The sequence below is a fragment of the Paenibacillus polysaccharolyticus genome (assembly GCF_900102085.1).
Classification (GTDB): domain Bacteria; phylum Bacillota; class Bacilli; order Paenibacillales; family Paenibacillaceae; genus Paenibacillus; species Paenibacillus polysaccharolyticus.
Window position 1 is genome coordinate 88,062 of the sequence record NZ_FMVM01000005.1, and the last position, 24,709, is coordinate 112,770.

Here is a 24,709-nt window from a genome sequence, read left to right on the forward strand (position 1 = left end):
ATGTTTTCACGTGTTCAATAGGAATAATCCGCCTTCCGTTCAATGAAAAAGCGTCCATCTTGTACTTGATCCTCACTGCCCATAACAGCGCCTATACTTCGCACAATTCCAGGCAAAAACCATAGCTTGATGCTGCTGCGCATCTGACCGGAAGCATAAGTTTGTTTCTCATCCGGGTTAGCTCCCGTATTCAATCGGATCAAGGCTAACATTCGGGACATTTTGCGATCATTATTGCTATGCATAAGCAGGAACAATCTAAGGTGATCCCTGTATGTCAGCTTCACCTTGATATATTTGGATAATTCAACATTGCCGTCCTTCGCCAGCTTCACCATATCTTCTATTGCATGCGTGATTCCATATAGGATCGCGGCAGACAGCACAAGAAGCGGATTCCCAAGCTTACTATTCTCACTTAGTCCTTCAGCTGTACGAATCGCCAGACGCATTCCGAAGACCTCCGCATATGCAGATGCGATGTTACCTGAAGGGTTATGAAAACCGTATAGAATATACTCCAGCTCCTGATTCTCCAGTTTGAACACGTCATTAACATCTCCACTACCTTCCGTCCAGGAGAACAATTGACCAAAATCCATGGAATTAAAGTAAGCAAGCGCATATTCATTTTGAAACAACTCATCGCCAAGTTGTCCGAGTAGTCCTGACATCCCTCCGAACAGGTGATCCATTCCCTTCATGGCATTTCCACCGGAATCATAAGGATCACTCGCAATCTCTGTCTTTTCCGCTCGCTCAGAGCTTTTTTGATTGAACGCTATGTTGGCCTCATAAAATTGTTTCAACTGTTTGAATGTCTGCACGGAACCGGAACTTCCGTTTTCTATCCGGCTGAATATCCGTTTGATTTCCTTCAACTTCCCTTTGGACTGCTTGTCATTCTCTTTACGCTGGGCATCCGATCCACGGCCGTTTTCAAGTTCCTGTTGGCTCTGTGTGATAAGATTGGAAGGGCCTGTTCTCCCAAAAGAATTCATATAACGTTCCGTAGTCTGACTTGCCTGCCTGACCGCAGGTTTAATTGGAACACGACTCATACCCGTCACACTCCGAAGCTGGGTATTGAGTTCCATGCTATCTTTTCGCACGCCAGAGAAGTCTTCATTTTGAGAAATCACACGAGATTTTATCCGATCAAATAGAGCATCTTCCCTGACCAGCTCGGAAGCGAGCGAACGTGTACTTTTGGCTTCATTGCCGGAACCCGCAGATGTCGGACTCGTTCCAGGGAGGGTAGAGCTACCCACGTTGTCATAACTGGCATTCTCGGAACGATTTTCTCCTTCCGCAATCACTCGTTTTATTTCTTCATTAATTTCACGTGCCTCTTCAATCTTGTCCTGTGCTTCCAATAGTTTGGTCTTATGCGCCTCTAGCGCTGGTTGCATCAACATGCTGATTCCTGTCACAATCTGATTTACACCTGTCCGGTAACGCCCCAATTCCAATATGTACAGCTGTTCAATGAGAGGCAGTCCTTCGTCTGCTTGTTTCTTGCTTAAATAATCGGCATAACGTGCAGCCGCTTCTGCCGCTGTCTCTGGCGCTGTCTCAAGCATTTCTTCATAGATGGCCTGGGCTGGCGGTTTCATGATCAAGTCTGGAAGTTTCATTACCTTATCGGCAGATTCAATCTGATTCCCAATCGCTTCATCCAGCAATTTCTCACGTTTGTCATAGAGCTTTTGTAATTTCTTCAACAGATCTACGGTATGTGCTGCTTCCTTCATCTCCTCTGACATCGGTTTGAATCGATTAATCACTTCAATAGCAAAATCAACCGGCGCTCTATACTTCATGTCTTCCTGGATTTGACGATTAAAAATATCATACCTGCCCAGTTCACGTTCCATACCCAGTGAAGTGGTGTCCCATTGAATATCCAGAATCGGGAAACCATCCTTTACGGAAGAAGGTTTCACACTATCATTCAACACTTTGGCCATAATGGCATCTCCGCTACTATCGCCATATGCAAACAAACCATACTCCCGAAGTGATGTATCATAAGCTGACATAACGGATCTCATTGCGGCATGTGCCATCCGCTCCGTCTGTACTTTGAAGGCGGCAATTCTCGCATAATCAATAAAAATCGCCACAAACATATACACTCCAGCCAGAATCAAAATCAGAAATAACGTTACAGCTCCAGCTTCACCATCTTTTTTTCTAAACAGTGCCTCCCTCCCCCTTTGCTCATTTTTCGTTTTTTCCAAAATGCTGTATAACTTGCCCTGCCTCCACAGCTGAAGTCGCTTCCTTTCCACCTTTTCCTTTAAACTTGGAACCGTAATAACGGATCAAATCCACCGTTCGGATGAATTCAACCGGTTCTACAACAGCAGAGGAGCCCTTCGTGAGCACAAGATTGCCGGAATCAAACAAAAATGAGGGCAGAGGCAACGATATAACCTGCTCAAGCTCAGTTGTTACCTTCCGCTGGATCAATGCATTTTGATATGTCATTGTACCCTTCATGGCTGAAGGCATATGGCTTGATGCTTGTGCTAGTTTTTTTTCCGAAAGACTAACGCCTTCAGATCCAGGTATAGAAACACTAACCTCATTGTCCGCTCCCGCCCAACCAAACAAAGCTCCTAACAGCCGATCATCGCTTAACCTCCAATACAAGTGATCATATTCCCCGGAAGCATATTCGCCTGTCAGCGCCTGTTTGTGACTATTATCCCAACTGTAGGCAGCTCGTTCAGAAGCCGCATAAGCATGCTGGTTTAAAAACGTTTTTTGGTACATGTACATCGTGAAGAACAGCAGCAACACCAGGATAAATAATATGATCGGGAAGACCAGGGAAGCTTCGACAGTGAAGCTCCCTTCTTCCTTTCTAAAATGTCTACTCAAAAAACTCATCACTTTTGCTACTGACATTAACCAGCAGTCTTGTTACCAACTTTTTAATCTGGTCTTTGAAGATCAACGCTATAATGATAATTACACCAATAATCAGAATCAGTTCCAGCGTACCCAGACCCTCTTCTTCTTTCCAAAATGCCGCTACCTTGTTCTTCATCCCAATTTCCCTCCTACATGTTCATCATCATAAAAGCTGGCGCACCGATCATGATCACGATTGTAAAAAAGATCAGCACCATCGGAAACACTAATTTCGAAGAGGCCTGCTCTCCCTTGGCCCGGCTAACCGCCTTGCGTTTCTCCCACAATACATGCGACAGATCCCGCAGTGCCAATACAAAGTCACCTCCTCCACGCCGGAAATTCAGTAAAACTGTCGTTGTAAAAATCGTTACTTCCTGCACACCACATCGGCGGCTGAACTGCTCTAAAGATTGCTGAAACGAGTATCCGTTATTCCAGTCCCCTGCCGCTCTCCGCAATTCGTTGTACAAGGGATGATTCCGTTCGCCCTGGCTATTCACACTATGGTTGATTGCACGTTGTACTGTTTCCCCTGCCCCAACCAAGAGCACAATTCGATTAAGCAGTTCAGGGAGCTCTATAAGGATATCTTGGTCTCTTCGCTTCACCTTGGTGTAAAGATCCTTATACATCGCAAACGGTAAAGCAATTGCAAGAACGACTCCACCAGCTAATCCTCCCGTGCCTACCTCCCTCACAAGGGATAGTAAACATCCTACCAGCAACACTAGCCATGAGTACGTCAACATTTCAGCACAATAGAGTAGCGTTTTCTCACCGCTATGTTGTATGCCATGCATCTTCTGGATCGCGTGCTGCATCCGAAACATAAGTACAGGTAATCTGCGGCCGATCTCGAACTTGTCCAACATAAACAGAAACGGAGCATGCATTTTTTTCAAACGTAATCCTTCCATATGCAGCTTTCGTAAATGCTTGTAAGTTTTCCCCCGGGTTCGATCAAGCACAATCCAGCCCGCACTAAGTACTCCTCCAATCATGAGGGGAAACAGCATCTTTTCATCTCCTCACACTTTGATATCCATAATGCGATGAATCCATAGATAACAGCAGACCAGCACAGCAAGCGCACCTGTAGAAATGAGATATCCGAGCCCGCTGTATAGTGGTTCCATAAAATCTTTGGCGGTCAGGTTGAGAAATAACAAAAAAATGAAGGGTGCCGCAAACATCACTTTGGATTCAAATCTTTTCTGAGCCACAGCAACCATGATGTCCTGTTGAATATCCAGCTTTTCTCCAATCACTGCGGAGGTACGACGAACCACTTCCACCAGATCACCTCCCGTTCGTTTACAAGTAATAAACACGTCTGCGAAATTCGTAATATCTTCAATCTGTGCCCTTTCCGAAAAATCCTGCAACGCCTCTTCAATCGGCTGACCGTATTCCATGCGTGTCCGCAATATAGTGAACTCTCGAATCAAATCGGTATCAGCTTCAGGGTTCAACATCCGCAGGTCTTCAACGGATTCCTTAAAACCGTTTTCCACTGACTTCCCGGCCGCCAGGGCCGAGGATAGTGCATACAGAGCCTGCTTGAAATGCAGACTAAGTGTCATCCTTCTGCGTTCCAGTAACACCTTTGTCCAAAACCTGGGCACCCATATACAACCAGCAGCCAGTATCGTGCCTGCCAACCAGTGATGATAAAACAACAAGCCAACACCGAAAAATAAACATCCGCTGACCAGCATACAGACAAAGCGTTGTCTTGAGCTAAGTGTATATACGGTATAATTCGTTAATGCTTGCTTGCCCTGCACCGCCCTCTGCACCCTCTTTCTCTCACAACATGGTTTGGAACTTCCCAATATCGTTAACAACAAGATAGGTCACATCAAAAACATTAAATCATAGTTGTTATAAGACGTTTTCCTTTTCCACTCACCTTGTATCCCATCCTATAGCTCGCTTTATTTTCATAGCTTACTACTTGTTTTCTGGTCCGGCCTGCTCAGCTAATTGTTCTATGTATCCTTCAAGCCACTCTCCAAGTCCGGCGATATGAATCTTATCCACCTTGGTCAGGTTGCCCACCCGGATGAGTCCACCAATGATACGCCCTTCCCGTTCCTCCTGCTCCTGAAATCGAAACAACGGGTTCAAAAGCACTTCACCATGACATAAACCCATCACTTCACTGATTTCCGTCACACGACGTGAACGGTCTCGAAGCCGAGAAAGATGTACAAAAATATCGATGGCCGAGCTAATCTGCTGTCTTACAACAGTAATGGGAAGTTCCGCTCCACTAAGGACCATCGTTTCAAGTCTACTGATCATGTCCGAGATCGTATTTGCGTGACCAGTAGACAACGATCCATCATGTCCAGTGTTCATCGCCTGTAGCATATCCAGTGCTTCCGCTCCCCGTACTTCCCCAATCACAATCCGGTTCGGACGCATCCGTAAGGAGGATTTGATCAGATCCCGGATAGAGATAAGACCTTTCCCTTCTGTATTGGCATTTCGGGTCTCCAGAGAGACGAGATTGGGCACCGTCACGATCTGTAACTCCGCTGAATCCTCAATCGTAATAATCCGCTCATCGGCAGGGATGAACTGGGATAACGCGTTCAGAAAAGTCGTTTTCCCCGAACCTGTACCTCCCCCGATAAAAATGTTGTATTTGCTCCGCACTAACTGCTGTAATAACACGGCTGCTTCCTCATGCAAAGCCCCCTTCTCAATCAGATCAGACATCTTCATCGGCTCACTTGGGAACTTCCGGATCGTCATCGTTGGCCCCTTTAGCGCAATAGGCGGAAGCACAATGTTGACCCGTGAACCGTCCTTCAGACGGGCATCCACAATGGGGGAAGATTCATTGACGATGCGGTTCACACCAGACACGATTATTTGAATAATATCCTCCAGCCGCTCTCTGGACTCGAATTGCAGTGGAATCTGTCTGACCTCCCCTTCTTGTTCCACAAATATCTCCCGATGACTGTTGATCATAATCTCAGTAATGTCCGGGTGATCCACCAGAGGTTGTAAAATATCCAATCCGCGAAAAGAATCGTACAATCGTTGCACCAACTCATGGCGCTCACCTGAAGTCAAATCTTCCAGGCCCGAATCACCGAGAACTTTTCTCTCAATCCCATGCCACAACTCCTCATCCCCGGCAGAAGAAGTCATATCGAGCGAAGCTCGGACCTCTCTGCGAAGCATTTGAAATTGTTCTTCACGGTCTGTGATGTTCCATAAATGATCTGTCATAACTCCCCAGGCTCCTCCTGTATATAAATGCATCCTGTCTTGCGGCTAGCCACCTCCTTCAGCCTGAATCAGCAATTCACACAATCTCTTTACTTCACGCTGGAAGATCGGTGAACTCAGCATGACCTCTTCCTGATTCATCTGTTTCCAAGAAGGGATATAAGGCAACACCGCATCCACATACAGATCAGGTCTTGGCAATGGATTGATCACTTGCTCCCGATATTTGTTGATGACAAAATACGTACGCTCCAGCATACTTCCTAACAGTTCTGTTCGGTTACGCTCGTTATGCTGAAGCCATTGTCCCCATCGGTGCATCGCAGCGATATCATCTTCTACTAACCAGACGAAGGTATCTGCCGTTTTCAGGATGCCATCACTACGTTCATCCCAGCCTGAGTCTCCGTCCAGAATCAACACTTCATATTGCCCGGAATCGGTCAGATACCGGATGAGATCCACTGTATCCGCTTTAGACATCTGTAACATTTCCTTACGGTTGGCTAACGGCCAGAACACATCCGCCTTTAATGCCTCATGCCCAACAACATACTCAACTATTGTTTTCATTTGTCCTGTTACCGAGATATCCGAATCAGTACCAGACGCTATATCTGTATGTGCATCCGTACTTTTCCTTCCCCCCGCACTTTTATCTTGTGTAGGACCTTGATTCAGGCTACGCCGCTGCGTCTGTAACTGACCACCCGCTACCTCCCTTTTACGAGCCTTCAGATCATATAGTAGTCGTGATAAACCTGTCTCTGCTTCCACATGATGCTGACTGCCCTGCCGTAACCCTTTCTCCAGGAAAGGAAATGAGCTGTCCAGAGTCTCCAGATTGAGATACAACACAGAATACCCAGCGAGTCCAAGCTGCTTCGCCATATGCAGAGCTACGGCTGTTTTACCGCTCCCACCCGATGCCGATAATACACCGATGGTTAATGTTTCTTGACCCGAATGTCGACTCCGCTTACTACGTGGTTGCCTGCAAGCCCTCCTGACGGCTTCAAGCAACGCGGGCAACGGCTGATACTTCATGAGTCGCTTCGCCTCGTGCCCCTCGTCAGCTCCTTCGCTAAGCATAAGCCATGGGATACCTGAGACATCCCCACCATTCATCAACAAAGGGTTTAAAAACTCAGGTTCAGCGATGATCAGATCAGGTAGCTCTTGTTCATCCAGTTCATTCATATGATTCCTGAATGCTTCCCACTGTGAAAAAGCGATGAATCGCATCGTGGAGCTTGACGAACTACGCTGTACATAGTCAAGCCAAGCTTGGATATAATCTTTATCCCTCGATACCAGCACTGCCTTAAGGACAATCAATTACGTTCCCCTCCCATCAAAAAAAGCACAAAAAAACACCGCCCATTTCCCACATGAAATTGCAGGATATGGACGGTGCTTCCGTCACGTGCTATGAATGTATGCACACTATAACATACAATTTCTGGACGAGCAAGGGATTTATTCTAACCATCTCACCTAGGAACCATAAGGCGCTCCAAATTCAATGATATTTCGATCCGGATCAAGGATAAAAACCTGAGCGAATCCAGCCACACTATCCGGTCTCGCTTCATATTCAATACCTTGCTCTTCCAGCCAAGCGATCGTCTCCGAATAACTGACCACCCAAAGTGCAAAATGTCCGTCGGTTGTATCAATCCCCGCTTCCCGCAGCGTATGACCTTCCGGATGTTGCAACAGATGAAGTTGCTGACTGCCGATCGCATACCACGCACCCGTGGAACGAAACGGAGGACGCTCAATCTCCTGCATTCCGAGCAAACCCGAATAGAATTTTTTTGCGGTTTCCAAATTACGAACAGCCAGACTTACGTGATGAATATGTGCATATCTGATCATCTCGGTATCCCCTCCCCATTAAAACAATGATGAATTAACCTTACGCAACCACATGTTTACACTCACGGCTGATCCTTTTACAAATGACCAAATTAAAAAAAAAAACATCATACAAGTCCATATTATAACACTCTAAAGAACTTCCAAAATCAAAAAAACACCCCTGATCCTTATCCGGTCTACCCGCAGGTATTCCGAAGTAAGAATCAAAGGTGTTTCAAGGCTTCACTTATTTTGCGCTATCCAAAGCCTCTTGCGGGATTTTGATTTCTGCAACTTTGTCATGGTTGGAGAACGAAGTGTCCATTTTCATGTCCATCGTCATTTTCTGATTGTTTTGCTCCATTTCCATCACCATCTCTACATCGATCTTCTCCATAAGAGATGTCTCTTTGTTAATCAAATATTTCATTTTCATGCTCTTAATGTTCATTTGATCAAGCATAGCCTGCATTTGAGCATCTGAACCGTTTTGTTCCATAACGGATTTAGCCAATTCCTTGACATTGTCACCCGATACATCTGCGTTCAGGACATAGTTGTCGCCCTCTTCAGTGATCTTAACGTCTTCTTTTACTTTTTTGAATTGGTCCAGCTCTTTTTCCGGATTCATGCTAGCTTTCAATTGTTCGATGAGCGCCTTCGTTTGCTCTTCTGGGATCGCTACCCACTGGTCACCCACTTGGGAGTAAATTTTGTCTGAAGTAATATACTGTTTTACGTTTTGCTTTTGTCCAGACATATCCAGTTCCATCTCTTGATAGATCATCATTGGATCTTTAACGATATCCATTTTCAAAGACGTTTTTACTTGCTGATCTTGAGATTGCTCACCAGCATCCACTTTAATTTTTTGATCAATGTTAGCTTCTGTAGTGAAGCTTTTCAGCGCTTTCGTTGCTTCACCTGTTTTGGCAAGCAATTCATCCAGTGTTGGAACAGCCGCATTCTGCTCCGCTGTATTGTTGCTTTCAGTCGTTGTTTCATTACCTGCTGGCGGCGTTGCAGATTTATCTGTGTCGTTTCCGCATGCTGCCAAGCTTACTGCCAATAATGCCCCAATAATCATTGTCGTCCACTTCTTCAAGTTGTTATCCTCCCAATAATGTAAAAAATAATGTAACCCACAGTAATTACCCAGTAATTTCCGATATTAATCACCTTACATGAAACTTCTTTCTTATGGAAGCTTATCCTTGAAAACTGATACTTTTATACTTATAAAAATCGATCTTTAGTCTCGGGTGTAGGCAACATACATGCATCGTCCTTCCCAAACCAGCGGTACCGATTGCGCGCAACCCAGTTGTATACTGCATTACGAATGAATTTGGGCACAATAACAAACACATAGAGTAGCGGATAAGGAAACTTGAGACCTTTGGCCAACCTTAACGCTGCTGTGGAGCGTGTATAGTATTTTCCATTTTCAATCAATACAAACGTATCCATGCTGTCAGTTCTCAGACCACCCTTCTCCAGCAATCCTTTCGCCACATCCGACTGCAGTGAAGCAAAGTGATATTTCCCTTCCGGGTCACGCTTGATAATCCATTTCGTTATTCCTTGGCAAAAGTTGCATACGCCGTCTACAAGAACAATCGGGTGCCCCTGATGCTTATCCTCTTGGTCTACTGTCATATGATCGTGGCCTCCTATATGGTGCTGTTAGATTACTTACCCATTTTGAGCCAACTTTCCTCGCCTAACCTGAATTTGATCCACCAATCTCTCTGGCAAAATAGAAAAAAAGCGCAGGCTCAGTGCCTACGCTCATAACTGTCCGACAATTACTCAGCCAGTGCTTTTTCCATCCACTCGTCGTTAATCATTTGTTGATGCAGGTCACCTGACCATTGATCCATACATTTGCAGATGAAGTCTTTACGACATACAGGACAAGGTGTTTTCTGCAGACGGCTGATCGCAGTCATTTTCCAATCCGGAGATTTGGAGTAGAATACACGGCACTGTGTACCATCCACCAGTTTCATCGTAAATTCGTACAATCCGTCTTTTTCGTTTTTGCTGGCTACTTGCAGTTGTGCAATGCTTGGTCTATAAGACATGGATATCACCCGTGAATTCAAATTTGGTTCATGCTAATGACACTGACACTTTCAGTACTAAATCATATTAAAGAAATTTCAGGTCGATGTCAACTCACGCATGTCTATCCGCCGAACAGAATATCCAGAATTGTCCCAACTTGCCCCTGTTTCTTGCCTTTCAACACGTCCGGGTTAAACACTTCCACATATCCACAGGCCGTACAGCCCACAAACAAATAATGGTTATGCTGAATATCAAACACCTTACTGAGCCCCGCTCCTGACATAGAGACTTCTTTAATGTTGCATTCCGTTCCCCGGCATTTGGTGCATACAAATTTTCTCTCAATCATCTCTTCAATACTCATCGCCGTTCCCCCTTAATGGAATATGTGGCATGAAGTGACTGTACGTTTATGTAAAAGAGTACGACCTAACACGGAGAAATCCTCCTCCGCTTTCAGATTAGGTGATTCTCGGGCGGTATATGTTGGAAAACAAAACCCTGCTGAGCTACCAGCAGGGCTTGTGTGCTTGAAGATCAGATATCACTGGATACCTTGCTCTTTATTTTACCTGTGCCCTTCAAAGAGAAAGAGCCAAGAGTTCTCCTATCTATTAGACAACGTTGAGTACAACATCAATGTTGCCGCGTGTTGCTTTTGAATACGGACAGAAGTCATGCGCCTTGCGGGCAAGATCTTCAGCCTGGCTGTGATCCACTCCCGGCATACTCACATCCAGACGAACCGCTAGCTTGAATCCGTCATCTGTTGGATCTTTGCCGATCGATACGTTGCTGGTTACAACGACATTCTCCAATTTCACACCTGCTTTGCGTGCCACGTTAGCCAGAGCGCTCTCGTAACATGCACCGTATCCAGCTGCAAAAAGTTGCTCGGGGTTTGTACCTTCTCCACCTGCACCGCCAAGTTCTTTCGGCATTTTCAGATCATGTTGCAGTACACCGTCCGAAGAAGCCACCGAACCTGTTCGTCCACCTTTTACTGTCGCTGTTGCTGTATATAAAGCTTCCATCAGAATCTCTCCTTCGTTAATAAAGTTTTGACTGCCTACAATTCATTTTAAACTTCTGGCTCGATTTGAAACGTCTGATTGTGTACTTTATCAGCTTTTACATTTGGCTACATTTCATGCGTACCTGATAAAAGTCGTATCTTTTTACGAAATGGGTACGATACAAAGAGGCTCTTCGAAAATATAACCTCAGATCCTCCTTATTTTTTGTCCGACTACACAAAAGTTGCACTAGACAAAAATTATTGAGGGTGTACAATGTAAACATGAACATAAAATTTTAGATATATGAGCACTCGTATTTATCCCGTTTATTTGCCACAGCATTTGTGCTAGAGCACATCCTAAAAATGAATTTATTCCGGCTACAGGCCGACCACATCTTATTGTAAAGTCAGGTGATCCATGTATGAGTCAAAAAAATCCGTTCAATTCTCCATCCAGCGAATATGCGTCTGCTTCCGCAGCTACGATGGCTCCCTCGCTAGGTGAGGCACACAGTTCCATGAAAGTACCCAAAAATGCGGCATGGTGGAAAAAGTTCCTCGCCTTTGTCGGCCCAGGGTATCTTGTCGCTGTTGGTTATATGGACCCCGGCAACTGGGCTACGGATATCGCAGGCGGCTCGCAATTCGGTTATACGTTATTGTCCGTCATCCTTTTTTCCAACATGATGGCCGTGGTGCTTCAATCCCTCGCAGGCAAGCTAGGTATTGTCACTGGGCGTGATCTTGCTCAAGCCTGTCGTGAACGCTTCAGCGCTCCCGTTGTCATGATGTTATGGATTCTATGTGAACTGGCTATCGCGGCTACGGATCTCGCTGAAGTCATCGGCTCAGCAATCGCTCTTAAACTTTTGTTTAACATTCCCATGTTGTACGGTGTGATTATTACCGCAGTGGATGTATTACTCATTCTCGTACTACAAAATAAAGGATTCCGTGCACTGGAAACACTCGTCATCGTGCTGATGGCAACCATTGCTCTTTGTTTCGGCATCGACCTATTCTTGGCGAAACCGGATATGGGCGGTGTTCTTCACGGATTTGTTCCTAGCACCGAAATTTTGCAAAACCCGGCCATGCTCTACATCGCCATTGGCATCATCGGGGCTACCGTTATGCCGCACAATCTGTATCTGCATTCATCCATTGTGCAGACTCGCCAGATTGAGCAGACGACTCAGGGCAAAAGAGAAGCTATCCGCTACACCACATTGGATTCAACCATTGCTTTGACGTTAGCTCTGTTCATTAACGCAGCCATCCTGATCGTATCTGCAGCTGTATTCCACAGCGCTGGCATGACACAGGTAGCAGAGATATCCGATGCATATCATCTGCTAACCCCACTGCTTGGTACAACGATCGCCAGTGTCTTGTTCGGCGTAGCTTTGCTCGCATCCGGTCAGAACTCAACCCTTACAGGCACGCTTGCAGGACAGATCGTCATGGAAGGCTTCCTGAATATCCGTATCCCGGCGTGGTTGCGTAGACTGGTTACCCGACTGATTGCGATCATCCCTGCTGTTATCGTCACTGCTATTGCCGGTGAGCGCGGCACTGAAGAGTTGCTGATCTTGAGTCAGGTCATCCTGTCCCTGCAGCTGCCATTCGCCGTCATCCCGCTTGTGATGTTCACAAGTGACAAAAAAAGCATGGGGTCTTTTGCAAACAAACTGTGGCTCAAAATTGTCTCTTGGGCTATTGCCGCTATCATCGTTGTGCTGAATGTGTATTTAATCATCCAGACCATCATGCTGTTCTAGTTTATATATGAAAAGGCCGATTCGCTGTTGGTATTGATCCCAACGCAAATCGGCCTTCTTTGTATCATTATTGTGATACGCTCTAATACCCTCATACCTTTAATCTACCCCACACGATCTAACCTGAGACTCATATAGATTTACCTGCATTCTCATCGGGTATGAGTAGCGGCAGCAGTTCATCTAGCGACTCAACCGTCCAGTCTGCACGCTCGCCATCCGAGAGCTCTGGCTGGAACCTCCCGTATCCTTGCAAAATACGAATGGTGCGTAAGCCTAAACTACGTGCTGGCATAATATCATTATCAATTCGATCTCCAATCATAACCGCTTCTTCCGGCGCGCATCCAGCTTGCTTCAGAGCAACCGCATACAACTCCGGATCAGGCTTGGACACCCCTTCTTCTGCCGAACAGGCCAGGACATGCACATATTTACGAAGTCCGTAACTCTCCAGCCTTGCTTCAGTCCCAGGGCTCTGATTCGCAATAATGCCAATGCGATAGTGATGCGAAAGCTGTTCAAGCACCTTGGTTGCAGAAGGAAACGGTTGCTCCAATTCTTTATGGAATTTCAGCTTGTCCTGAATCTGAATGCGGTGATCTTCATCATGAATATATGTACGTATGGCCACTTTCATGGGCCACTGTTCATAATTACGGTAACAGGTAGCAAACAGTTCTCTTACCGCCTCAATCTTTACTGGATAGCCGTAATCATTCGCTTCCCGAACGAACTGCCCAATAATATCATCTACAGGCTCCCATTCGTCCACCAGCGTATCCCCCACATCAAAAAACAACCACTTCAATCCGGCAATATTCGGCACGCTGATTCCTCCTCGTTAGCTGCAGGTTATCCCTCGCTTCTATACTACCGTACTGTTTCCATAAAAAAAGAAGACCCACGACAAGCATGAGTCTCCTCAAATTCCGTTAGTCTATACCTGCAATTATAACAGGCGTCTTACCTTGGATCAATGTCAATCACAAGCTGCTCACTTCAGCCTCCGGTTTATTGCAGCTATTAAGAAGGAACCCGACTTCTCCATTCAGTGAATACACAATTTTATCGGCGCCCATTCCACGATAAATCCCTTTAGGATGGCTCTGCTCCGTGATCACACACAAGGACTTCGATGTCCAAGAGCGACAGATTTGAAGATAGCGGCATGTCAAGTTCAGACTGTTCTCAAAAATAAACACATTGCCTACACTGCCTTGCGGCAAAAACCATTTCTCAGCAGCTGCTGTATTCATACGGATGACGTGTTCTACGCCAAGACGGCGAAGTTTGCGCTCCTCATCAGCACTGTTCGTCAGAACGGCAAATGGCATTTTTTTATACATCAGCAATTTCACAAATTTACGTCCTGCTTCATTCGGAGCGGTTACCAAAATCATCTCTTTATCCATTCTTCGTTCCTCCCTTGGCGTGAAAAGACAACAAAAAAGAAGCGTGGGGACCAAGGCCTCCGAAACGCTTCTTAAATAATCCATGACGAAAGCGCCATGAACCAGCGTGCGGTTTGTTGCCTCTCCCTTTAACGCTTACGAGGTTAGCTGACGGATTCGGGCGCGAGAGTCGCCCTATTTCCGGCTTTCACCGAAAAATTCACCCCATGAATGTCCGCTGCTGTCATACAGCCCATTCTGTTGGTTCCCCCGTTTTCCATCCACAATGAATGGAAACTCAGCGATTAAAACATCGTTCGTAAATCTTGAGTATAAGACCGATCGATATTATCGTTTGTTTCGTTTTTCAGGTACAATTTAATTAAAATTCAAATTACGCTATGAATCATACACCCGTACCATGATCATGTAAAGTGCATACAGATCACCGAATCGCCAGATTTCCGGCAATAACCTTTGATAATAACGCTTACAATGAGGTCATACGCTATCCTTCTCTTCCAAGCTACCTAATTCTCAACCGCACAAAAATTGATTCATGTATTTCTCATCCATTTCGGAGTCCAGCAAGCGAATGGTTATAACAACGCTAAATCCAAATAAGTTTTGCATTATTTAATTGTTTAAAATATAATAAGTTTATTAAGAATAACAGGATGGAGGCGTTCCCCATGTCAGTCTATGATTACAAAGTAAACACCCTTCGCGGACAAGAGATTGAGATGTCCCAATATCGCGGTAAAGTGTTGTTAATTGTGAATACCGCAAGCCAGTGCGGTCTCACCCCTCAATTCAAGGGCTTGCAAGAGCTTCAGGATAAATTCCAGGATGCTCCGTTTGAAGTCCTTGGATTCCCAAGCAACCAATTCGCGCAGGAAAAAGGATCTTCCGACGATATTGCTGAATTCTGTCAGATGAATTATGGCGTAAGTTTCCCGATGTTTGAAAAAATTGACGTCAATGGTTCCAGCGCTCATCCGCTCTTCCAGCATATTTCCAAGGAAGCACCAGGCTTACTCGGTTCCAAAGCCATCAAATGGAACTTCACCAAATTCCTTGTCGATCAGGACGGTAAAGTTGTGAAACGATATGCTCCGCAGACTACACCGGACAAAATCGAAGAGGATATTCAGAAGCTGATTAACAAATAAATGTAGACTTTCGAACAAACAAATAAAACCAAAACAAGCCACCTATAAAGCAAAGAGCCAGACACTGCTCTAGCTTTTGGGCGGCTTTTTGCTTCCTCTCTTTTAACACATGTGCTTATCCTGAATAATTCGCCCTTGTTGCTATATGAAAACAAAAAAAGAAGCTCTCCATCACGGAAAGCTTCTCTCGTAAATCTTCATATGATGCGGTCGAGAGGACTCGAACCTCCACGGGCATACGCCCACTACCCCCTCAAGATAGCGTGTCTGCCATTCCACCACGACCGCATGTCGTAAATTATCGGCAACAGAATTGATTATACCGGATTCTTAAACAAAAGTAAAGTCTTTATTAATCACTTTCTGAATGACATTTTACTACAACCGACTTTACTCTAAATTGATAACCGTTCTTCACCCCTTCCTATTCCACATCTCTTGCAAAATCCAGTCATATTTCCTCGAAAATTACATATCATTAATCTGATTCGGCAAAAAGGCCAAAGGGACTTCAGACATAAAATATATGACACAGATAGAATTTTAAATGTTATATTATATTACACTAATTCTGAATGATATTTAATTAAGTTTTTATTTTCTCATAATTCATTGACAAAACACGGATTATTATGTGAATATATATATCATATAATTCGGATTTACACATTAAACTTAACAAAAGATCATCATATGTGATTAAACATAACACAATAAAGCGCAGGAGGCGAATGATCGTGAACCGTGGGAATAAGCTACTCGATTATGCGAAACTGCTTGATCCCTCTGTCCAGGTGGGAGGATTCACTCATTTCTTCGGCATGGACACCCACATCAAGGAAGGCACCATTCGGACAGCTGAGGAACTCGAATCATTTATGCGTTGCCAGTTACACCCCAGTCTCGTTCGTCTAGAAGGTATGGCGATCAAGGGGATTTACACCGCAACAGATCATAAGGATACTTGGCGAATTGCCCTGATCGACAAACTTGTGCATGTACAGCGAACTCCTCCTGAACTTAGAGAGCAGGCAACAATAATAGGCAAACGTTTAATCAAACTGTCTCGCGCCTTGCATCCTTGGATCGACCTTAGCCCACTTGAACAAATCTTCGTAAAATACAATTCAGTTGGTTGCCTCCCCACCGTTCACGCCTGGATCAACCACCACCTCGATATCCCCGTCGAAGAGGCAGTTCTCGGTTACTTACATTCAGCCATGAATGCATGCGTATCCGAAGCTTGCAAGGTTATCCCCCTAAATGAAAATGCCACTCGGGAACTGCTGGCTCGCCTGACCGCAGACCTTGAGAATGAATGGACTACCGTGAGCGCCTCCTCACCGGATGCACCCATGCATCCTACGTCCATGTCTATGAAGTCGTTATTCCCCAGCTTCCACATGCTTGGAGCAGGGTTGCACGCTTACAGAGCATAATTACACACTCCTCCTCAAAACCTCTTTTTCAGAGCACAACAAAAACACGCCGCAACTCCTCTTGCTGGCGTGTTTTTTTATTTTTTTCAACCAAAAAAAATCGTACTTACGTCATTTTAATTCAAAAAATACACTTATTTCCGTATTTTTTAATTGTTAGATGACGAATTTGCGTATATAATGGAACCAACAGCACGTATTTCTATCTATTTTACACGAAGAATGACCTGCTGAATACTATAAAATCCACTCAGGGGTGAACCCTATTGAACAAGAAGAAGCCAGTCACTCCGTTCGGATGGGCTATCAAACGACGGCTAACCGAACTTCAGGTCGATCAGAAAACATTTTGCGAACAACATGATATTCCGCCCTACCGTCTATCCAACCTTATTCATGGCACACGCAAAGCAACCCGATTCAGACATCAGGTCGCTGACATTTTGAACATACCAGAGGAACTGAGATAAGAACACTTTCATCCATCATAAGGAGGACTTCTCTCATGGGAACCATTACATCCGACCTGGAAAGCCTATCGTTCCAGGCGACCAATCATCAGTTGATCATTATTGATCATCAATGGATGATACGAAGCTGTAACCGGGCCTGGCAGCACGGACTTCATAAACTCTTCTTACGCGCAGCCAGCCGCCACAATCATTACCTTCACCTGATGGAAGCATGGGCAGCACAACAGAAAAACCACTATCCAACCAAGTTTGCGAGGTATCTGAGGCATAACGTTGTTCCTTTTAACCAAACCCATACATACGATATCTCTGTTATTACACCACACAACGAAGAGAAATGGTTTCGCGTAGAACTTACCCCCTTACAGAACGGACCTACGATGGATACCAACCTCGCTTTGGTGGCTCACACAGATATTACAGAACAGAAGAAGACAGAACTTCAGCTGCGACAAGCCTTGACTGAAGCTCGCACCCTCCATGGACTACTGCCTATTTGCGCCGTTTGCAAACATATCAAGGATGAATCAGACGAATGGAACAGCGTCGAGCGCTATCTGGAAAAACATACTTCCGCCGAGTTTACACACGACATCTGCCCAGATTGTATCCGCCAGTTGTACCCCAAATACTCCAGTATTCTTGACCAGCATCACTAAACGGATATTTCTACAGAAAAAAACCTCCCTACTGTCCCGGAAATCATTCTCTTGGGCACAGATGGAGGTTTTTTTATCAATCAGAGACACTTACGTCCCTTCCTGCTCTGACTTATTTTCGTCTTCCGCTTCAGGTTGGTAGCTATAGTTTCCGGAATCTTTACTCTCTTTGAATTTACGATAACGAGTGAACTCGATATATTCACTAATAAAAGACTGTTCCACAGTCGATAATTCACTCTCTTGGCAATTCAATTGCCGCAAAACGTTAAAAAAATAATCTTCCCGCTTTTCCCGCACAATGGCTTCCTTCGATAAACGCCCAATCATTAACCAGTCCAGACTCACATCAAAAAATGAAGCAATTTCAATGAGTTTATTTGTGCTCGGGATTGATTTACCACGTTTCCAGTCACCCAAATTGCCAGTGCTTATCTTCAGCTGTTCACAGAAGGCCTTCTTTGTCATCCCTCTTTCGGCAATCAGGTGCTCAATTCGCTCATAGATTGACTTCATGCAAGAACCGCCTTCCAACCGTAATATCAACTTAAATGCCATATGATTGAATTATAGCACAATATTTCTGAATCCTCAGCCCTTTTATATCCAGGAAAAGCACTGTTCCAGTCGTCTGGAGTATCGTCCGATAAATACTTCAATCTGATTGGCCCAGTTCGCTGATTAAAGGTTCGTTTTAAACAATAACTTAGCATTCGCGAAAAAAATAGAAAAAGACACCCTTAATTCCTTAAGGATGTCTCACTCTAAAATCTGATGCGGTCGAGAGGACTCGAACCTCCACGGGTATACACCCACTACCCCCTCAAGATAGCGTGTCTGCCATTCCACCACGACCGCATATAAAATTGTAAATGGTGAGCCATGAAGGGCTCGAACCTTCGACACCCTGATTAAAAGTCAGGTGCTCTACCAACTGAGCTAATGGCTCTCAATGTACCTTCACCTGATGTTATGCCATGCTTCATATCGGATGTTACAGAGCAGTGACTTTCAAAGAAACCCCTTATTAAAGACGAATCTTTTAACGGTGAAGAATGAGGTAATACTATGACCCGTAGGGGATTCGAACCCCTGTTACCTCCGTGAAAGGGAGGTGTCTTAACCCCTTGACCAACGGGCCTTATGAACAATTTGTCTTCTTGGCGACAAGAATGAGTATATCACAGAGAAACAGAACAGTGCAACACTTTTTTTATATTCTTTTAAAACCCAAATTTTTGCTCGCATCCAAAGGTCATTTTCTCAACCCATTGGCCGACTTCTTATCTCCTAATCTCGCTTCTTATTTACATTATCTCGTTATATCTAAAATCACATTCTTGTCATGACTGTACTTTAATTATGTAAATTAATGATTAAAAAACTTATGAAAACTTATTTTCGCTTACAATATTGCAGATCACATTATAATTACTTATAATTAAACTATAGTACAACGCACGGTCACCATGAATATAAGGAGGCTTTACGTTTGTTTCAAGAAGAACGCATGCAACTCATTATTGAGCACCTGCGCAAGCATCATCGTATCTCGGCTGAAGAGATTGTATCTTTATTCGATGTCTCACGAGATACGGCACGCCGGGATCTGATTAAACTCGAAGAGCAGGAAGCCATTATTCGTACACGTGGTGGCGCAATCCTCCCTTCTCCCCCACAAGAGTTCAAGTCGTATCAGGATCGGTTGAAGTATGTATCTGAGGAAAAAAGAGCCATTGGCAAACTGGCCGCTGCTCTCGTTCGTTCAGGAGAAACCATTATCCTGGATTCCTCCACAACGGTGCAGTCCTGCGCGGAGAATCTGAACGGGAAATCCTGCACTGTAATTACAAATTCCATTCACTCTGCTGATTCGTTATCCAAGCACACAGCAGTCCAGATTCGACTGTTAGGAGGCCGATTGGATAAGGAACAGCGTTATGTCTACGGTACACCGGTTATTGAGACACTCTCCCACTACTATGTGGATAAAGCCTTTATAGGCATTGGCGGTCTCACTATGGATGGATTCAGTGCTTCTGAAGAGGAAGGCAAGATCAAACATCAGATGATGAAATCGGCCAAAAAAGTAATTATCCTCGCCGACCACTCCAAAATGGGCAAACGTTATGGTTATCGTTTTGCAGACTGGTCGCTGGTAGACGTATTAATTACAGATCAATGGCCGGATCAGGAATGGCTGGATTTTTTAAACGAACAAAAGGTTGAGATTCTAATCCCTGAACCCACACAAGATAAGGAGTTGTAAAGATATGAAGTTATTTGCTACCGATTTAGATGGAACTTTGTTGAATAGAGACAGCCAGATTAGCCGCGAGAATGCCGATGCCATCCAGAAAGCGCAACAGTCTGGCATGAAAGTAACCATTGCGACTGGACGCGTATATTCAGATGTTGTGGCGATTAGCCGCCAAGGCGGAATCAAAACACCGATTATCGGTTCCAACGGCGCTACCATTCATGATGAGAATGGAGAACGCTTATTCCACCTCCCTCTGGAACGTGAAACGGCCGCTTCTGTCATGCAATGGCTGGAAGATGAGCACATTTATTATGAAGCTTCAACTCAGATGGGCATATACGCTGCAATCAGTACTCATGAGACGATGCTCGCCGAATTGGAACGTGTCCTGGGATCAAAACCCGGTGAAGATATCGAGCGCATGATCCGTTCGATCAAAAAACACTACGACAAAAAAGACTATCACCGCGTGAACAACCATCTTGAAATTCCGGCAGAAGCTTGCATCTATAACATCATGGCCTTCTCGATGAATCCAGAGAAGGTGCAACGCGGACGTGAATATTTCTCCTCCAGAACCGATGTGGCAATGGTAGTTTCCTTTGAGCATAACTTTGAAATGCAACACCCGGATGTATCCAAAGGCAATGCCCTCTCCAAACTGGCGGAGCACTTGAACATTTCGATGAAAGACACAGCCGCGATCGGGGATAACTTTAATGATGTTTCCATGTTACAAATGGCTGGGCTAGGTATCGCAATGGGCAATGCTGAACCCGAAATTCGCGCCATGGCTAAAACAATCACACTAACCAATGTGGAGCATGGCGTCGCTCATGCGATTCATAGCCTGTTAGAAGGCAAACCGATTGCGCCTGAGGAAACCATTGTCTCGGAAGGCTGATAAAGTACCATTCAAAGGTTAGTAACATTAGTGAAATGAAAACAAGCACAGCAGTCTCCTTAACCGAGCCAGCCTGTGCTTGTTTTTTGGTTCCGTAACATGCCAAGGAGTGCAGCTCTCACTTAACCTCTCGCTCGACCTCTTATTTGCCCTCTTACTCAATCTCATCAGCCATTTATTTCTATGCCCGAAAATTCTCCCCTTGTCTCTCCCCAAGTCCGTAATAATGCCTGAAATTATAAATCAACGGATGCCATTGCTTGGGATCAATCTTATTGAAATCCGAAATCAAATGAGAATGTGCATGCACCTTCACCGCTTTCACTTCTACAACCGCCATATTCGGCGTATGCTCCGGGATACGGATATGTTGTACAGCCGCTTCAATCTGAAGCGGACATTCAGCTATTTTATCTGGCGCTACTTGAACTGAACTTTGAGACGTCAGACCTACTGTCCTAAATTTATCTTGGCAAAACGTATACCCCATTTGTTTTTTAACTTCTGGCACGGGAGAGCTTCCCGTCAACCGCCCCAGCGCTTCAACTTTTCCCCACATCGAGTCATCCGGCAGATTAATAACACATTCAGGATGATGACAGAGATTCTCATAAGCCTTGCCCTGTGTACCTATCCCCAGTACCAGACAATCCCCCAGCGCCCAAGAAGACGATAATGGGGAAAGATTCGTAGACCCATCTTCGTTTAAAGTACTAAGGATGATCACAGGGGTGCCATAGTATAGAATACTGGGATTAATAGTCTCGTGCTGATTCACCCGAGCCGACTGGGTAGTTTGTTTTGTGCTATACTGCTGCATATCGTTACTCACCTTATACCTCTCCTGTTCAATTCATGAATTGAAACCAATTGTAATACAGCATTATTTCAACTATCATCGAAGTATGAATGCATATCCGAATATTACTGTTATCGCCTCACTTATTGCCGATACAAGCCGTTCTATATTTCTCTCCGCTCTGCTGGATGGAAGGGCGTTACCTGCCGGCGAGCTGGCCTATATGGCCGCAGTCAGTCCACAGACCGCAAGTAATCACCTTGCTAAACTTGTAACGGGAGGACTATTGGAAGTAGAACAGCAAGGTCGTCATCGGTATTATCGTCTAGCGAACGAGGACATTGCGGATCTGATTGAGAAAATGGCCAGTATTGCCCCAGCGGTACAGGTTCGCTCATTGAAGCAATCCAATCAATTGCAACAATTAAGTTATGCTCGCACCTGTTACGGTCATCTGGCTGGAAAACTCGGGGTATTACTCTGCGAAGCATTGCTCAAGAGAGGTTATCTGGTTGAACCTGAAGAAGCGCAAGGTAAGGATTACCTAATTACGGAGGAAGGATCGCAGTGGTTTAGCTCATTTGGAATGAAGCTGCAATTGAAGCCAGGATCACGCCGAGCCATCGCTCGTAAATGCCTGGACTGGAGCGAACGCCGTCATCACCTGTCCGGCTTGCTTGGTGAACAGCTCGTTCAGCGATTACTTGAACTGAATTGGATTCGTCAAAAAACAGGGAGTCGCTCTGTAGACGTAACCGAGGCTGGAAAATCAGGTTTGTACGAGCTTTTGGATATTTCTCTGTAAACGGCTCAGATGCTAAAAAACCAAAAAATCCTCTTTACATGAAGAATTTACTCATTCATGTAAAGAGGATTAAAAGTGTATATTCAGAACGGAGAGAGAGGGATACTCTCACTTCGCTCGAGACTGCGATGTATCGCTACCGAAGCTTATGCTAAGGCGAACCTTTAGGGTTCTCATCCCTGGCATAGAAGTATAATCAGAACGGAGAGAGAGGGATTCGAACCCTCGAGACGCTTGTGACGCCTACACGATTTCCAATCGTGCTCCTTCGGCCAGCTCGGACACCTCTCCATGGCTCCCCGAACAGGACTCGAACCTGTGACAACTCGATTAACAGTCGAGTGCTCTACCAACTGAGCTATCAGGGAAAATTAACTTGAATAACATTAATTTATCATGATTAATAATTCAAGTCAACCTGCCTTTGACTCCCTTTTTACAACAAATTATTCCTAGTGTTCGTCAGATGGTTTGAATTGTCAGTTTGCCTGAACATCGACCGCAGCGATAACGCTTGGGATCTATTTTCCGTTTACGCAAATATTCCATCCCGCAATTCTTGCATACAAGCTTGTACCGATACGGTAGCGGTTTCCTGCCCTTGTCTCCAGGAAGAGACTGACAGAACCGTGAACCCCCCACTTTCTGCAAAAGTGCCTTGAATTCCGGATCCCTATGCTGGTATCCCCGCCCTCGAATATGCAGATGATAGTGGCACAGTTCGTGCTTGATAATTTTCTCAACCTCGTCTTTTCCGTAGACTTCGAGCTGATGTGGATTTATCTCGATCCGATGGCTTTTGAGCATATACCTTCCACCTGTTGTCGTCAGACGACGGTTAAATATCGCTTCATGAGTAAACGGAACTCCGAAATGTTCCAGAGAAATCTGTTCAATCCATTGTTGTAATTCCTTATTTTCCATCATTCTCCTCTCTCTCCACCCGCCCGAGCACACTGTTTTTCCCGTACAATACTTGAATTTTAACCGTTTCGTAGGCTACACTGTCAAGTAGAATGTATGAGGGGAGATTAATACTCGTTATGCCTACAATGCGCTATGTCATCCTGCAGCAGGAGCAACAATTACAGTTTGTTGAAATGCCCGCGGATTATGCTTATCAACTCAGTGCACTTAATCTGCGTCTGCACAAGGAAATCGACAAACTCACGGCAACAGATGTACCCGTTCTACCCTGGGCTATTGCCGAATGTGATCATCTCGATCTGTTAAACGAAAACTTGTCCATCATCGGCGGGCTTGATTATATCAATGCCCTTGAAGAGCGTTTTGCTGCCCTGCGTGAAAGCAATTATCCTTTGATTTCCCTGCTTACCGAGATCCGGGCACTACAAGCCCAATTGGAACAATGGTATGAAGAAGAGATGGAGTCGTTCTGATACATTCCATAGGGAAATTATTTTGGCAAAACTCAATACAATGCAAAAGGCGCACTTCCCGCACAGGGGAATGTGCTTTTTTTCGTTCTGGTTCAACAGATTATGATCATTTTGAATTGACATGGAGTTATCCCGCACAGTCCAGGCTATTGCCACATATGCTAACGTACAGATGAATTATGCAAAAGGAGGAGATTCCTTTGCCTCAATGGCTCTGCAACCAACTCATGCGGGCGTTCCACAAAAAGGACAGTCGTCAAATCAAGTTACTGAACGAATGCTGGTATTTCTATCGCAACAAACCTGCCAGCAGTTCACAGCGCAACATGGAGAACGAAATCTAAGCCTTGTACACCAAACACCATACCTATCCATACCATCGCACCAAAAAGGATAATACTTAACAGCAAACAGCCTTCCCAATGCGGAAGGCTGTCCCATTATACGTTTACACGTATATACGTCTACAGACGTTTAGTTTGACATCAC

The 24,709-nt window shown here is 44.9% G+C and carries 28 protein-coding genes, 6 tRNA genes and 1 riboswitch; of the genes, 10 read left to right on the top strand and 24 right to left on the bottom strand.

Annotation, left to right across the window (positions count from 1 at the left end):
- Positions 1 to 14: 14 nt before the first annotated feature.
- The 13 genes from BLQ13_RS08415 to BLQ13_RS08475 all read right to left on the bottom strand — a co-directional run bounded on the left by BLQ13_RS08415 (position 15) and on the right by BLQ13_RS08475 (position 11,144).
- Positions 15 to 2,243 (bottom strand): hypothetical protein, encoded by a 2,229-nt coding sequence (locus tag BLQ13_RS08415; RefSeq protein WP_090918081.1) that lies wholly within the window; start codon positions 2,241 to 2,243, stop codon positions 15 to 17.
- Positions 2,224 to 2,889 carry a TadE/TadG family type IV pilus assembly protein gene (locus BLQ13_RS08420; RefSeq protein WP_420848922.1) on the bottom strand — a complete coding sequence of 222 codons (666 nt, stop codon included), beginning with the start codon at positions 2,887 to 2,889 and terminating at the stop codon, positions 2,224 to 2,226. The genes BLQ13_RS08415 and BLQ13_RS08420 overlap by 20 nt, the downstream gene beginning before the upstream one ends.
- Positions 2,882 to 3,058: a Flp1 family type IVb pilin gene (locus tag BLQ13_RS08425; protein WP_090918085.1), complete on the bottom strand. Its 177-nt coding sequence runs from the start codon at positions 3,056 to 3,058 to the stop codon at positions 2,882 to 2,884. The genes BLQ13_RS08420 and BLQ13_RS08425 overlap by 8 nt, the downstream gene beginning before the upstream one ends.
- 13 nt (positions 3,059 to 3,071) lie before the next feature.
- Positions 3,072 to 3,941 (bottom strand): type II secretion system F family protein, encoded by an 870-nt coding sequence (locus BLQ13_RS08430; RefSeq protein ID WP_090918087.1) that lies wholly within the window; start codon positions 3,939 to 3,941, stop codon positions 3,072 to 3,074.
- Positions 3,942 to 3,953: 12 nt separating this feature from the next.
- Positions 3,954 to 4,712: a type II secretion system F family protein gene (locus BLQ13_RS08435; protein WP_145333424.1), complete on the bottom strand. Its 759-nt coding sequence runs from the start codon at positions 4,710 to 4,712 to the stop codon at positions 3,954 to 3,956.
- Between the two features lie 166 nt (positions 4,713 to 4,878).
- Positions 4,879 to 6,174 carry a TadA family conjugal transfer-associated ATPase gene (locus tag BLQ13_RS08440; RefSeq protein WP_090918091.1) on the bottom strand — a complete coding sequence of 432 codons (1,296 nt, stop codon included), beginning with the start codon at positions 6,172 to 6,174 and terminating at the stop codon, positions 4,879 to 4,881.
- Positions 6,175 to 6,219: 45 nt separating this feature from the next.
- Entirely contained in the window at positions 6,220 to 7,512 is a 1,293-nt protein-coding gene (locus BLQ13_RS08445; protein WP_090918093.1) for a nucleotide-binding protein, read from the bottom strand.
- Positions 7,513 to 7,671: 159 nt separating this feature from the next.
- Positions 7,672 to 8,055, bottom strand: a complete 384-nt coding sequence (locus BLQ13_RS08450; protein WP_090918096.1) for a VOC family protein — start codon at positions 8,053 to 8,055, stop codon at positions 7,672 to 7,674.
- A 229-nt stretch (positions 8,056 to 8,284) separates the two neighbouring features.
- Positions 8,285 to 9,142: a DUF6612 family protein gene (locus tag BLQ13_RS08455; RefSeq protein WP_090918099.1), complete on the bottom strand. Its 858-nt coding sequence runs from the start codon at positions 9,140 to 9,142 to the stop codon at positions 8,285 to 8,287.
- A gap of 131 nt (positions 9,143 to 9,273) precedes the next feature.
- A complete protein-coding gene (locus BLQ13_RS08460; RefSeq protein ID WP_090918101.1) occupies positions 9,274 to 9,696 on the bottom strand; it encodes a thiol-disulfide oxidoreductase DCC family protein in 423 nt (140 codons plus the stop codon).
- A gap of 149 nt (positions 9,697 to 9,845) precedes the next feature.
- Positions 9,846 to 10,124: a hypothetical protein gene (locus BLQ13_RS08465; protein WP_090918103.1), complete on the bottom strand. Its 279-nt coding sequence runs from the start codon at positions 10,122 to 10,124 to the stop codon at positions 9,846 to 9,848.
- 104 nt (positions 10,125 to 10,228) lie between these two features.
- A complete protein-coding gene (locus BLQ13_RS08470) occupies positions 10,229 to 10,474 on the bottom strand; it encodes a zinc ribbon domain-containing protein (RefSeq protein WP_090918105.1) in 246 nt (81 codons plus the stop codon).
- A gap of 250 nt (positions 10,475 to 10,724) precedes the next feature.
- Entirely contained in the window at positions 10,725 to 11,144 is a 420-nt protein-coding gene (locus BLQ13_RS08475; protein ID WP_090918107.1) for an organic hydroperoxide resistance protein, read from the bottom strand.
- 409 nt (positions 11,145 to 11,553) lie between these two features.
- Between BLQ13_RS08475 and BLQ13_RS08480 the strand changes: the two genes are divergently transcribed.
- Positions 11,554 to 12,912, top strand: a complete 1,359-nt coding sequence (locus BLQ13_RS08480) for an Nramp family divalent metal transporter (protein WP_090918110.1) — start codon at positions 11,554 to 11,556, stop codon at positions 12,910 to 12,912.
- 130 nt (positions 12,913 to 13,042) lie between these two features.
- Here BLQ13_RS08480 and BLQ13_RS08485 read toward each other — a convergent pair whose 3' ends face one another.
- Positions 13,043 to 13,741 (bottom strand): HAD family hydrolase, encoded by a 699-nt coding sequence (locus BLQ13_RS08485; RefSeq protein WP_167375680.1) that lies wholly within the window; start codon positions 13,739 to 13,741, stop codon positions 13,043 to 13,045.
- Between the two features lie 157 nt (positions 13,742 to 13,898).
- Positions 13,899 to 14,327: a hypothetical protein gene (locus tag BLQ13_RS08490; protein WP_090918114.1), complete on the bottom strand. Its 429-nt coding sequence runs from the start codon at positions 14,325 to 14,327 to the stop codon at positions 13,899 to 13,901.
- 117 nt (positions 14,328 to 14,444) lie between these two features.
- Positions 14,445 to 14,620: riboswitch (cyclic di-AMP (ydaO/yuaA leader) on the bottom strand.
- Positions 14,621 to 14,998: 378 nt separating this feature from the next.
- Between BLQ13_RS08490 and BLQ13_RS08495 the strand changes: the two genes are divergently transcribed.
- Positions 14,999 to 15,478, top strand: a complete 480-nt coding sequence (locus tag BLQ13_RS08495; RefSeq protein ID WP_090918116.1) for a glutathione peroxidase — start codon at positions 14,999 to 15,001, stop codon at positions 15,476 to 15,478.
- Between the two features lie 205 nt (positions 15,479 to 15,683).
- Here the strand turns inward: BLQ13_RS08495 and BLQ13_RS08500 are convergent.
- Positions 15,684 to 15,766: transfer RNA gene (locus BLQ13_RS08500), tRNA-Leu, on the bottom strand.
- A gap of 449 nt (positions 15,767 to 16,215) precedes the next feature.
- On the opposite strand from BLQ13_RS08500, the gene BLQ13_RS08505 reads away from it, so the two are divergent.
- From BLQ13_RS08505 to BLQ13_RS08515, 3 genes are all read left to right on the top strand, one after another.
- Positions 16,216 to 16,917: an urease accessory protein UreF gene (locus tag BLQ13_RS08505; RefSeq protein ID WP_167375681.1), complete on the top strand. Its 702-nt coding sequence runs from the start codon at positions 16,216 to 16,218 to the stop codon at positions 16,915 to 16,917.
- Positions 16,918 to 17,183: 266 nt separating this feature from the next.
- A complete protein-coding gene (locus BLQ13_RS08510; protein WP_090918120.1) occupies positions 17,184 to 17,387 on the top strand; it encodes a Rha family transcriptional regulator in 204 nt (67 codons plus the stop codon).
- A 35-nt stretch (positions 17,388 to 17,422) separates the two neighbouring features.
- Positions 17,423 to 18,049 (top strand): nitrogen regulation protein NR(II), encoded by a 627-nt coding sequence (locus tag BLQ13_RS08515; protein ID WP_090918121.1) that lies wholly within the window; start codon positions 17,423 to 17,425, stop codon positions 18,047 to 18,049.
- A gap of 90 nt (positions 18,050 to 18,139) precedes the next feature.
- On the opposite strand, the gene BLQ13_RS08520 is transcribed toward BLQ13_RS08515, so the two are convergent.
- The 4 genes from BLQ13_RS08520 to BLQ13_RS08535 all read right to left on the bottom strand — a co-directional run bounded on the left by BLQ13_RS08520 (position 18,140) and on the right by BLQ13_RS08535 (position 19,190).
- Positions 18,140 to 18,565, bottom strand: coding sequence for a helix-turn-helix domain-containing protein (locus tag BLQ13_RS08520; RefSeq protein WP_090918123.1), 426 nt, complete (start codon positions 18,563 to 18,565; stop codon positions 18,140 to 18,142).
- Between the two features lie 259 nt (positions 18,566 to 18,824).
- A tRNA-Leu gene (locus BLQ13_RS08525) sits at positions 18,825 to 18,907 on the bottom strand.
- Positions 18,908 to 18,922: 15 nt separating this feature from the next.
- Positions 18,923 to 18,998: transfer RNA gene (locus BLQ13_RS08530), tRNA-Lys, on the bottom strand.
- A gap of 120 nt (positions 18,999 to 19,118) precedes the next feature.
- Positions 19,119 to 19,190: transfer RNA gene (locus BLQ13_RS08535), tRNA-Glu, on the bottom strand.
- A 351-nt stretch (positions 19,191 to 19,541) separates the two neighbouring features.
- Between BLQ13_RS08535 and BLQ13_RS08540 the strand changes: the two genes are divergently transcribed.
- Together BLQ13_RS08540 and BLQ13_RS08545 are read left to right on the top strand one after the other, a co-directional pair.
- Positions 19,542 to 20,318, top strand: a complete 777-nt coding sequence (locus BLQ13_RS08540; RefSeq protein ID WP_090918125.1) for a DeoR/GlpR family DNA-binding transcription regulator — start codon at positions 19,542 to 19,544, stop codon at positions 20,316 to 20,318.
- A gap of 4 nt (positions 20,319 to 20,322) precedes the next feature.
- A complete protein-coding gene (locus BLQ13_RS08545; protein ID WP_090918127.1) occupies positions 20,323 to 21,216 on the top strand; it encodes a Cof-type HAD-IIB family hydrolase in 894 nt (297 codons plus the stop codon).
- A 181-nt stretch (positions 21,217 to 21,397) separates the two neighbouring features.
- On the opposite strand, the gene BLQ13_RS08550 is transcribed toward BLQ13_RS08545, so the two are convergent.
- Positions 21,398 to 22,036, bottom strand: coding sequence for a flavin reductase family protein (locus BLQ13_RS08550; RefSeq protein WP_090918453.1), 639 nt, complete (start codon positions 22,034 to 22,036; stop codon positions 21,398 to 21,400).
- An 85-nt stretch (positions 22,037 to 22,121) separates the two neighbouring features.
- Here BLQ13_RS08550 and BLQ13_RS08555 point away from each other — a divergent pair, with 85 nt between their 5' ends.
- Entirely contained in the window at positions 22,122 to 22,820 is a 699-nt protein-coding gene (locus BLQ13_RS08555; RefSeq protein ID WP_090918129.1) for an ArsR/SmtB family transcription factor, read from the top strand.
- A 202-nt stretch (positions 22,821 to 23,022) separates the two neighbouring features.
- On the opposite strand, the gene BLQ13_RS08560 is transcribed toward BLQ13_RS08555, so the two are convergent.
- The 3 genes from BLQ13_RS08560 to BLQ13_RS08570 all read right to left on the bottom strand — a co-directional run bounded on the left by BLQ13_RS08560 (position 23,023) and on the right by BLQ13_RS08570 (position 23,744).
- Positions 23,023 to 23,111, bottom strand: a tRNA-Ser gene (locus tag BLQ13_RS08560).
- Between the two features lies 1 nt (position 23,112).
- Positions 23,113 to 23,188 (bottom strand) — tRNA-Asn (locus BLQ13_RS08565).
- Between the two features lie 94 nt (positions 23,189 to 23,282).
- Positions 23,283 to 23,744, bottom strand: coding sequence for a SprT family protein (locus BLQ13_RS08570; protein WP_090918455.1), 462 nt, complete (start codon positions 23,742 to 23,744; stop codon positions 23,283 to 23,285).
- Positions 23,745 to 23,863: 119 nt separating this feature from the next.
- Here BLQ13_RS08570 and BLQ13_RS08575 point away from each other — a divergent pair, with 119 nt between their 5' ends.
- Positions 23,864 to 24,220 carry a hydrolase/acyltransferase gene (locus BLQ13_RS08575; RefSeq protein ID WP_090918133.1) on the top strand — a complete coding sequence of 119 codons (357 nt, stop codon included), beginning with the start codon at positions 23,864 to 23,866 and terminating at the stop codon, positions 24,218 to 24,220.
- 200 nt (positions 24,221 to 24,420) lie between these two features.
- The gene (gene cmpA / locus BLQ13_RS08580) at positions 24,421 to 24,564 is read left to right on the top strand and encodes a cortex morphogenetic protein CmpA (RefSeq protein ID WP_090918135.1); all 144 of its coding nucleotides are present in this window, start codon (positions 24,421 to 24,423) and stop codon (positions 24,562 to 24,564) included.
- Positions 24,565 to 24,709: the final 145 nt, after the last annotated feature.

Excerpts from the sequence above, each read along its gene's own strand:
- BLQ13_RS08425 (WP_090918085.1), bottom strand. The coding sequence starts at position 3,058 with ATGAAGAACAAGGTAGCGGCATTTTGGAAAGAAGAAGAGGGTCTGGGT.
- BLQ13_RS08430 (WP_090918087.1), bottom strand. The coding sequence starts at position 3,941 with ATGCTGTTTCCCCTCATGATTGGAGGAGTACTTAGTGCGGGCTGGATT.
- BLQ13_RS08440 (WP_090918091.1), bottom strand. The coding sequence starts at position 6,174 with ATGACAGATCATTTATGGAACATCACAGACCGTGAAGAACAATTTCAA.
- BLQ13_RS08450 (WP_090918096.1), bottom strand. The coding sequence starts at position 8,055 with ATGATCAGATATGCACATATTCATCACGTAAGTCTGGCTGTTCGTAAT.
- BLQ13_RS08460 (WP_090918101.1), bottom strand. The coding sequence starts at position 9,696 with ATGACAGTAGACCAAGAGGATAAGCATCAGGGGCACCCGATTGTTCTT.
- BLQ13_RS08465 (WP_090918103.1), bottom strand. The coding sequence starts at position 10,124 with ATGTCTTATAGACCAAGCATTGCACAACTGCAAGTAGCCAGCAAAAAC.
- BLQ13_RS08470 (WP_090918105.1), bottom strand. The coding sequence starts at position 10,474 with ATGAGTATTGAAGAGATGATTGAGAGAAAATTTGTATGCACCAAATGC.
- BLQ13_RS08475 (WP_090918107.1), bottom strand. The coding sequence starts at position 11,144 with ATGGAAGCTTTATATACAGCAACAGCGACAGTAAAAGGTGGACGAACA.
- BLQ13_RS08480 (WP_090918110.1), top strand. The coding sequence starts at position 11,554 with ATGAGTCAAAAAAATCCGTTCAATTCTCCATCCAGCGAATATGCGTCT.
- BLQ13_RS08490 (WP_090918114.1), bottom strand. The coding sequence starts at position 14,327 with ATGGATAAAGAGATGATTTTGGTAACCGCTCCGAATGAAGCAGGACGT.
- BLQ13_RS08495 (WP_090918116.1), top strand. The coding sequence starts at position 14,999 with ATGTCAGTCTATGATTACAAAGTAAACACCCTTCGCGGACAAGAGATT.
- BLQ13_RS08515 (WP_090918121.1), top strand. The coding sequence starts at position 17,423 with ATGGGAACCATTACATCCGACCTGGAAAGCCTATCGTTCCAGGCGACC.
- BLQ13_RS08520 (WP_090918123.1), bottom strand. The coding sequence starts at position 18,565 with ATGAAGTCAATCTATGAGCGAATTGAGCACCTGATTGCCGAAAGAGGG.
- BLQ13_RS08545 (WP_090918127.1), top strand. The coding sequence starts at position 20,323 with ATGAAGTTATTTGCTACCGATTTAGATGGAACTTTGTTGAATAGAGAC.
- BLQ13_RS08550 (WP_090918453.1), bottom strand. The coding sequence starts at position 22,036 with ATGCAGCAGTATAGCACAAAACAAACTACCCAGTCGGCTCGGGTGAAT.
- BLQ13_RS08555 (WP_090918129.1), top strand. The coding sequence starts at position 22,122 with ATGAATGCATATCCGAATATTACTGTTATCGCCTCACTTATTGCCGAT.
- BLQ13_RS08570 (WP_090918455.1), bottom strand. The coding sequence starts at position 23,744 with ATGGAAAATAAGGAATTACAACAATGGATTGAACAGATTTCTCTGGAA.
- BLQ13_RS08575 (WP_090918133.1), top strand. The coding sequence starts at position 23,864 with ATGCCTACAATGCGCTATGTCATCCTGCAGCAGGAGCAACAATTACAG.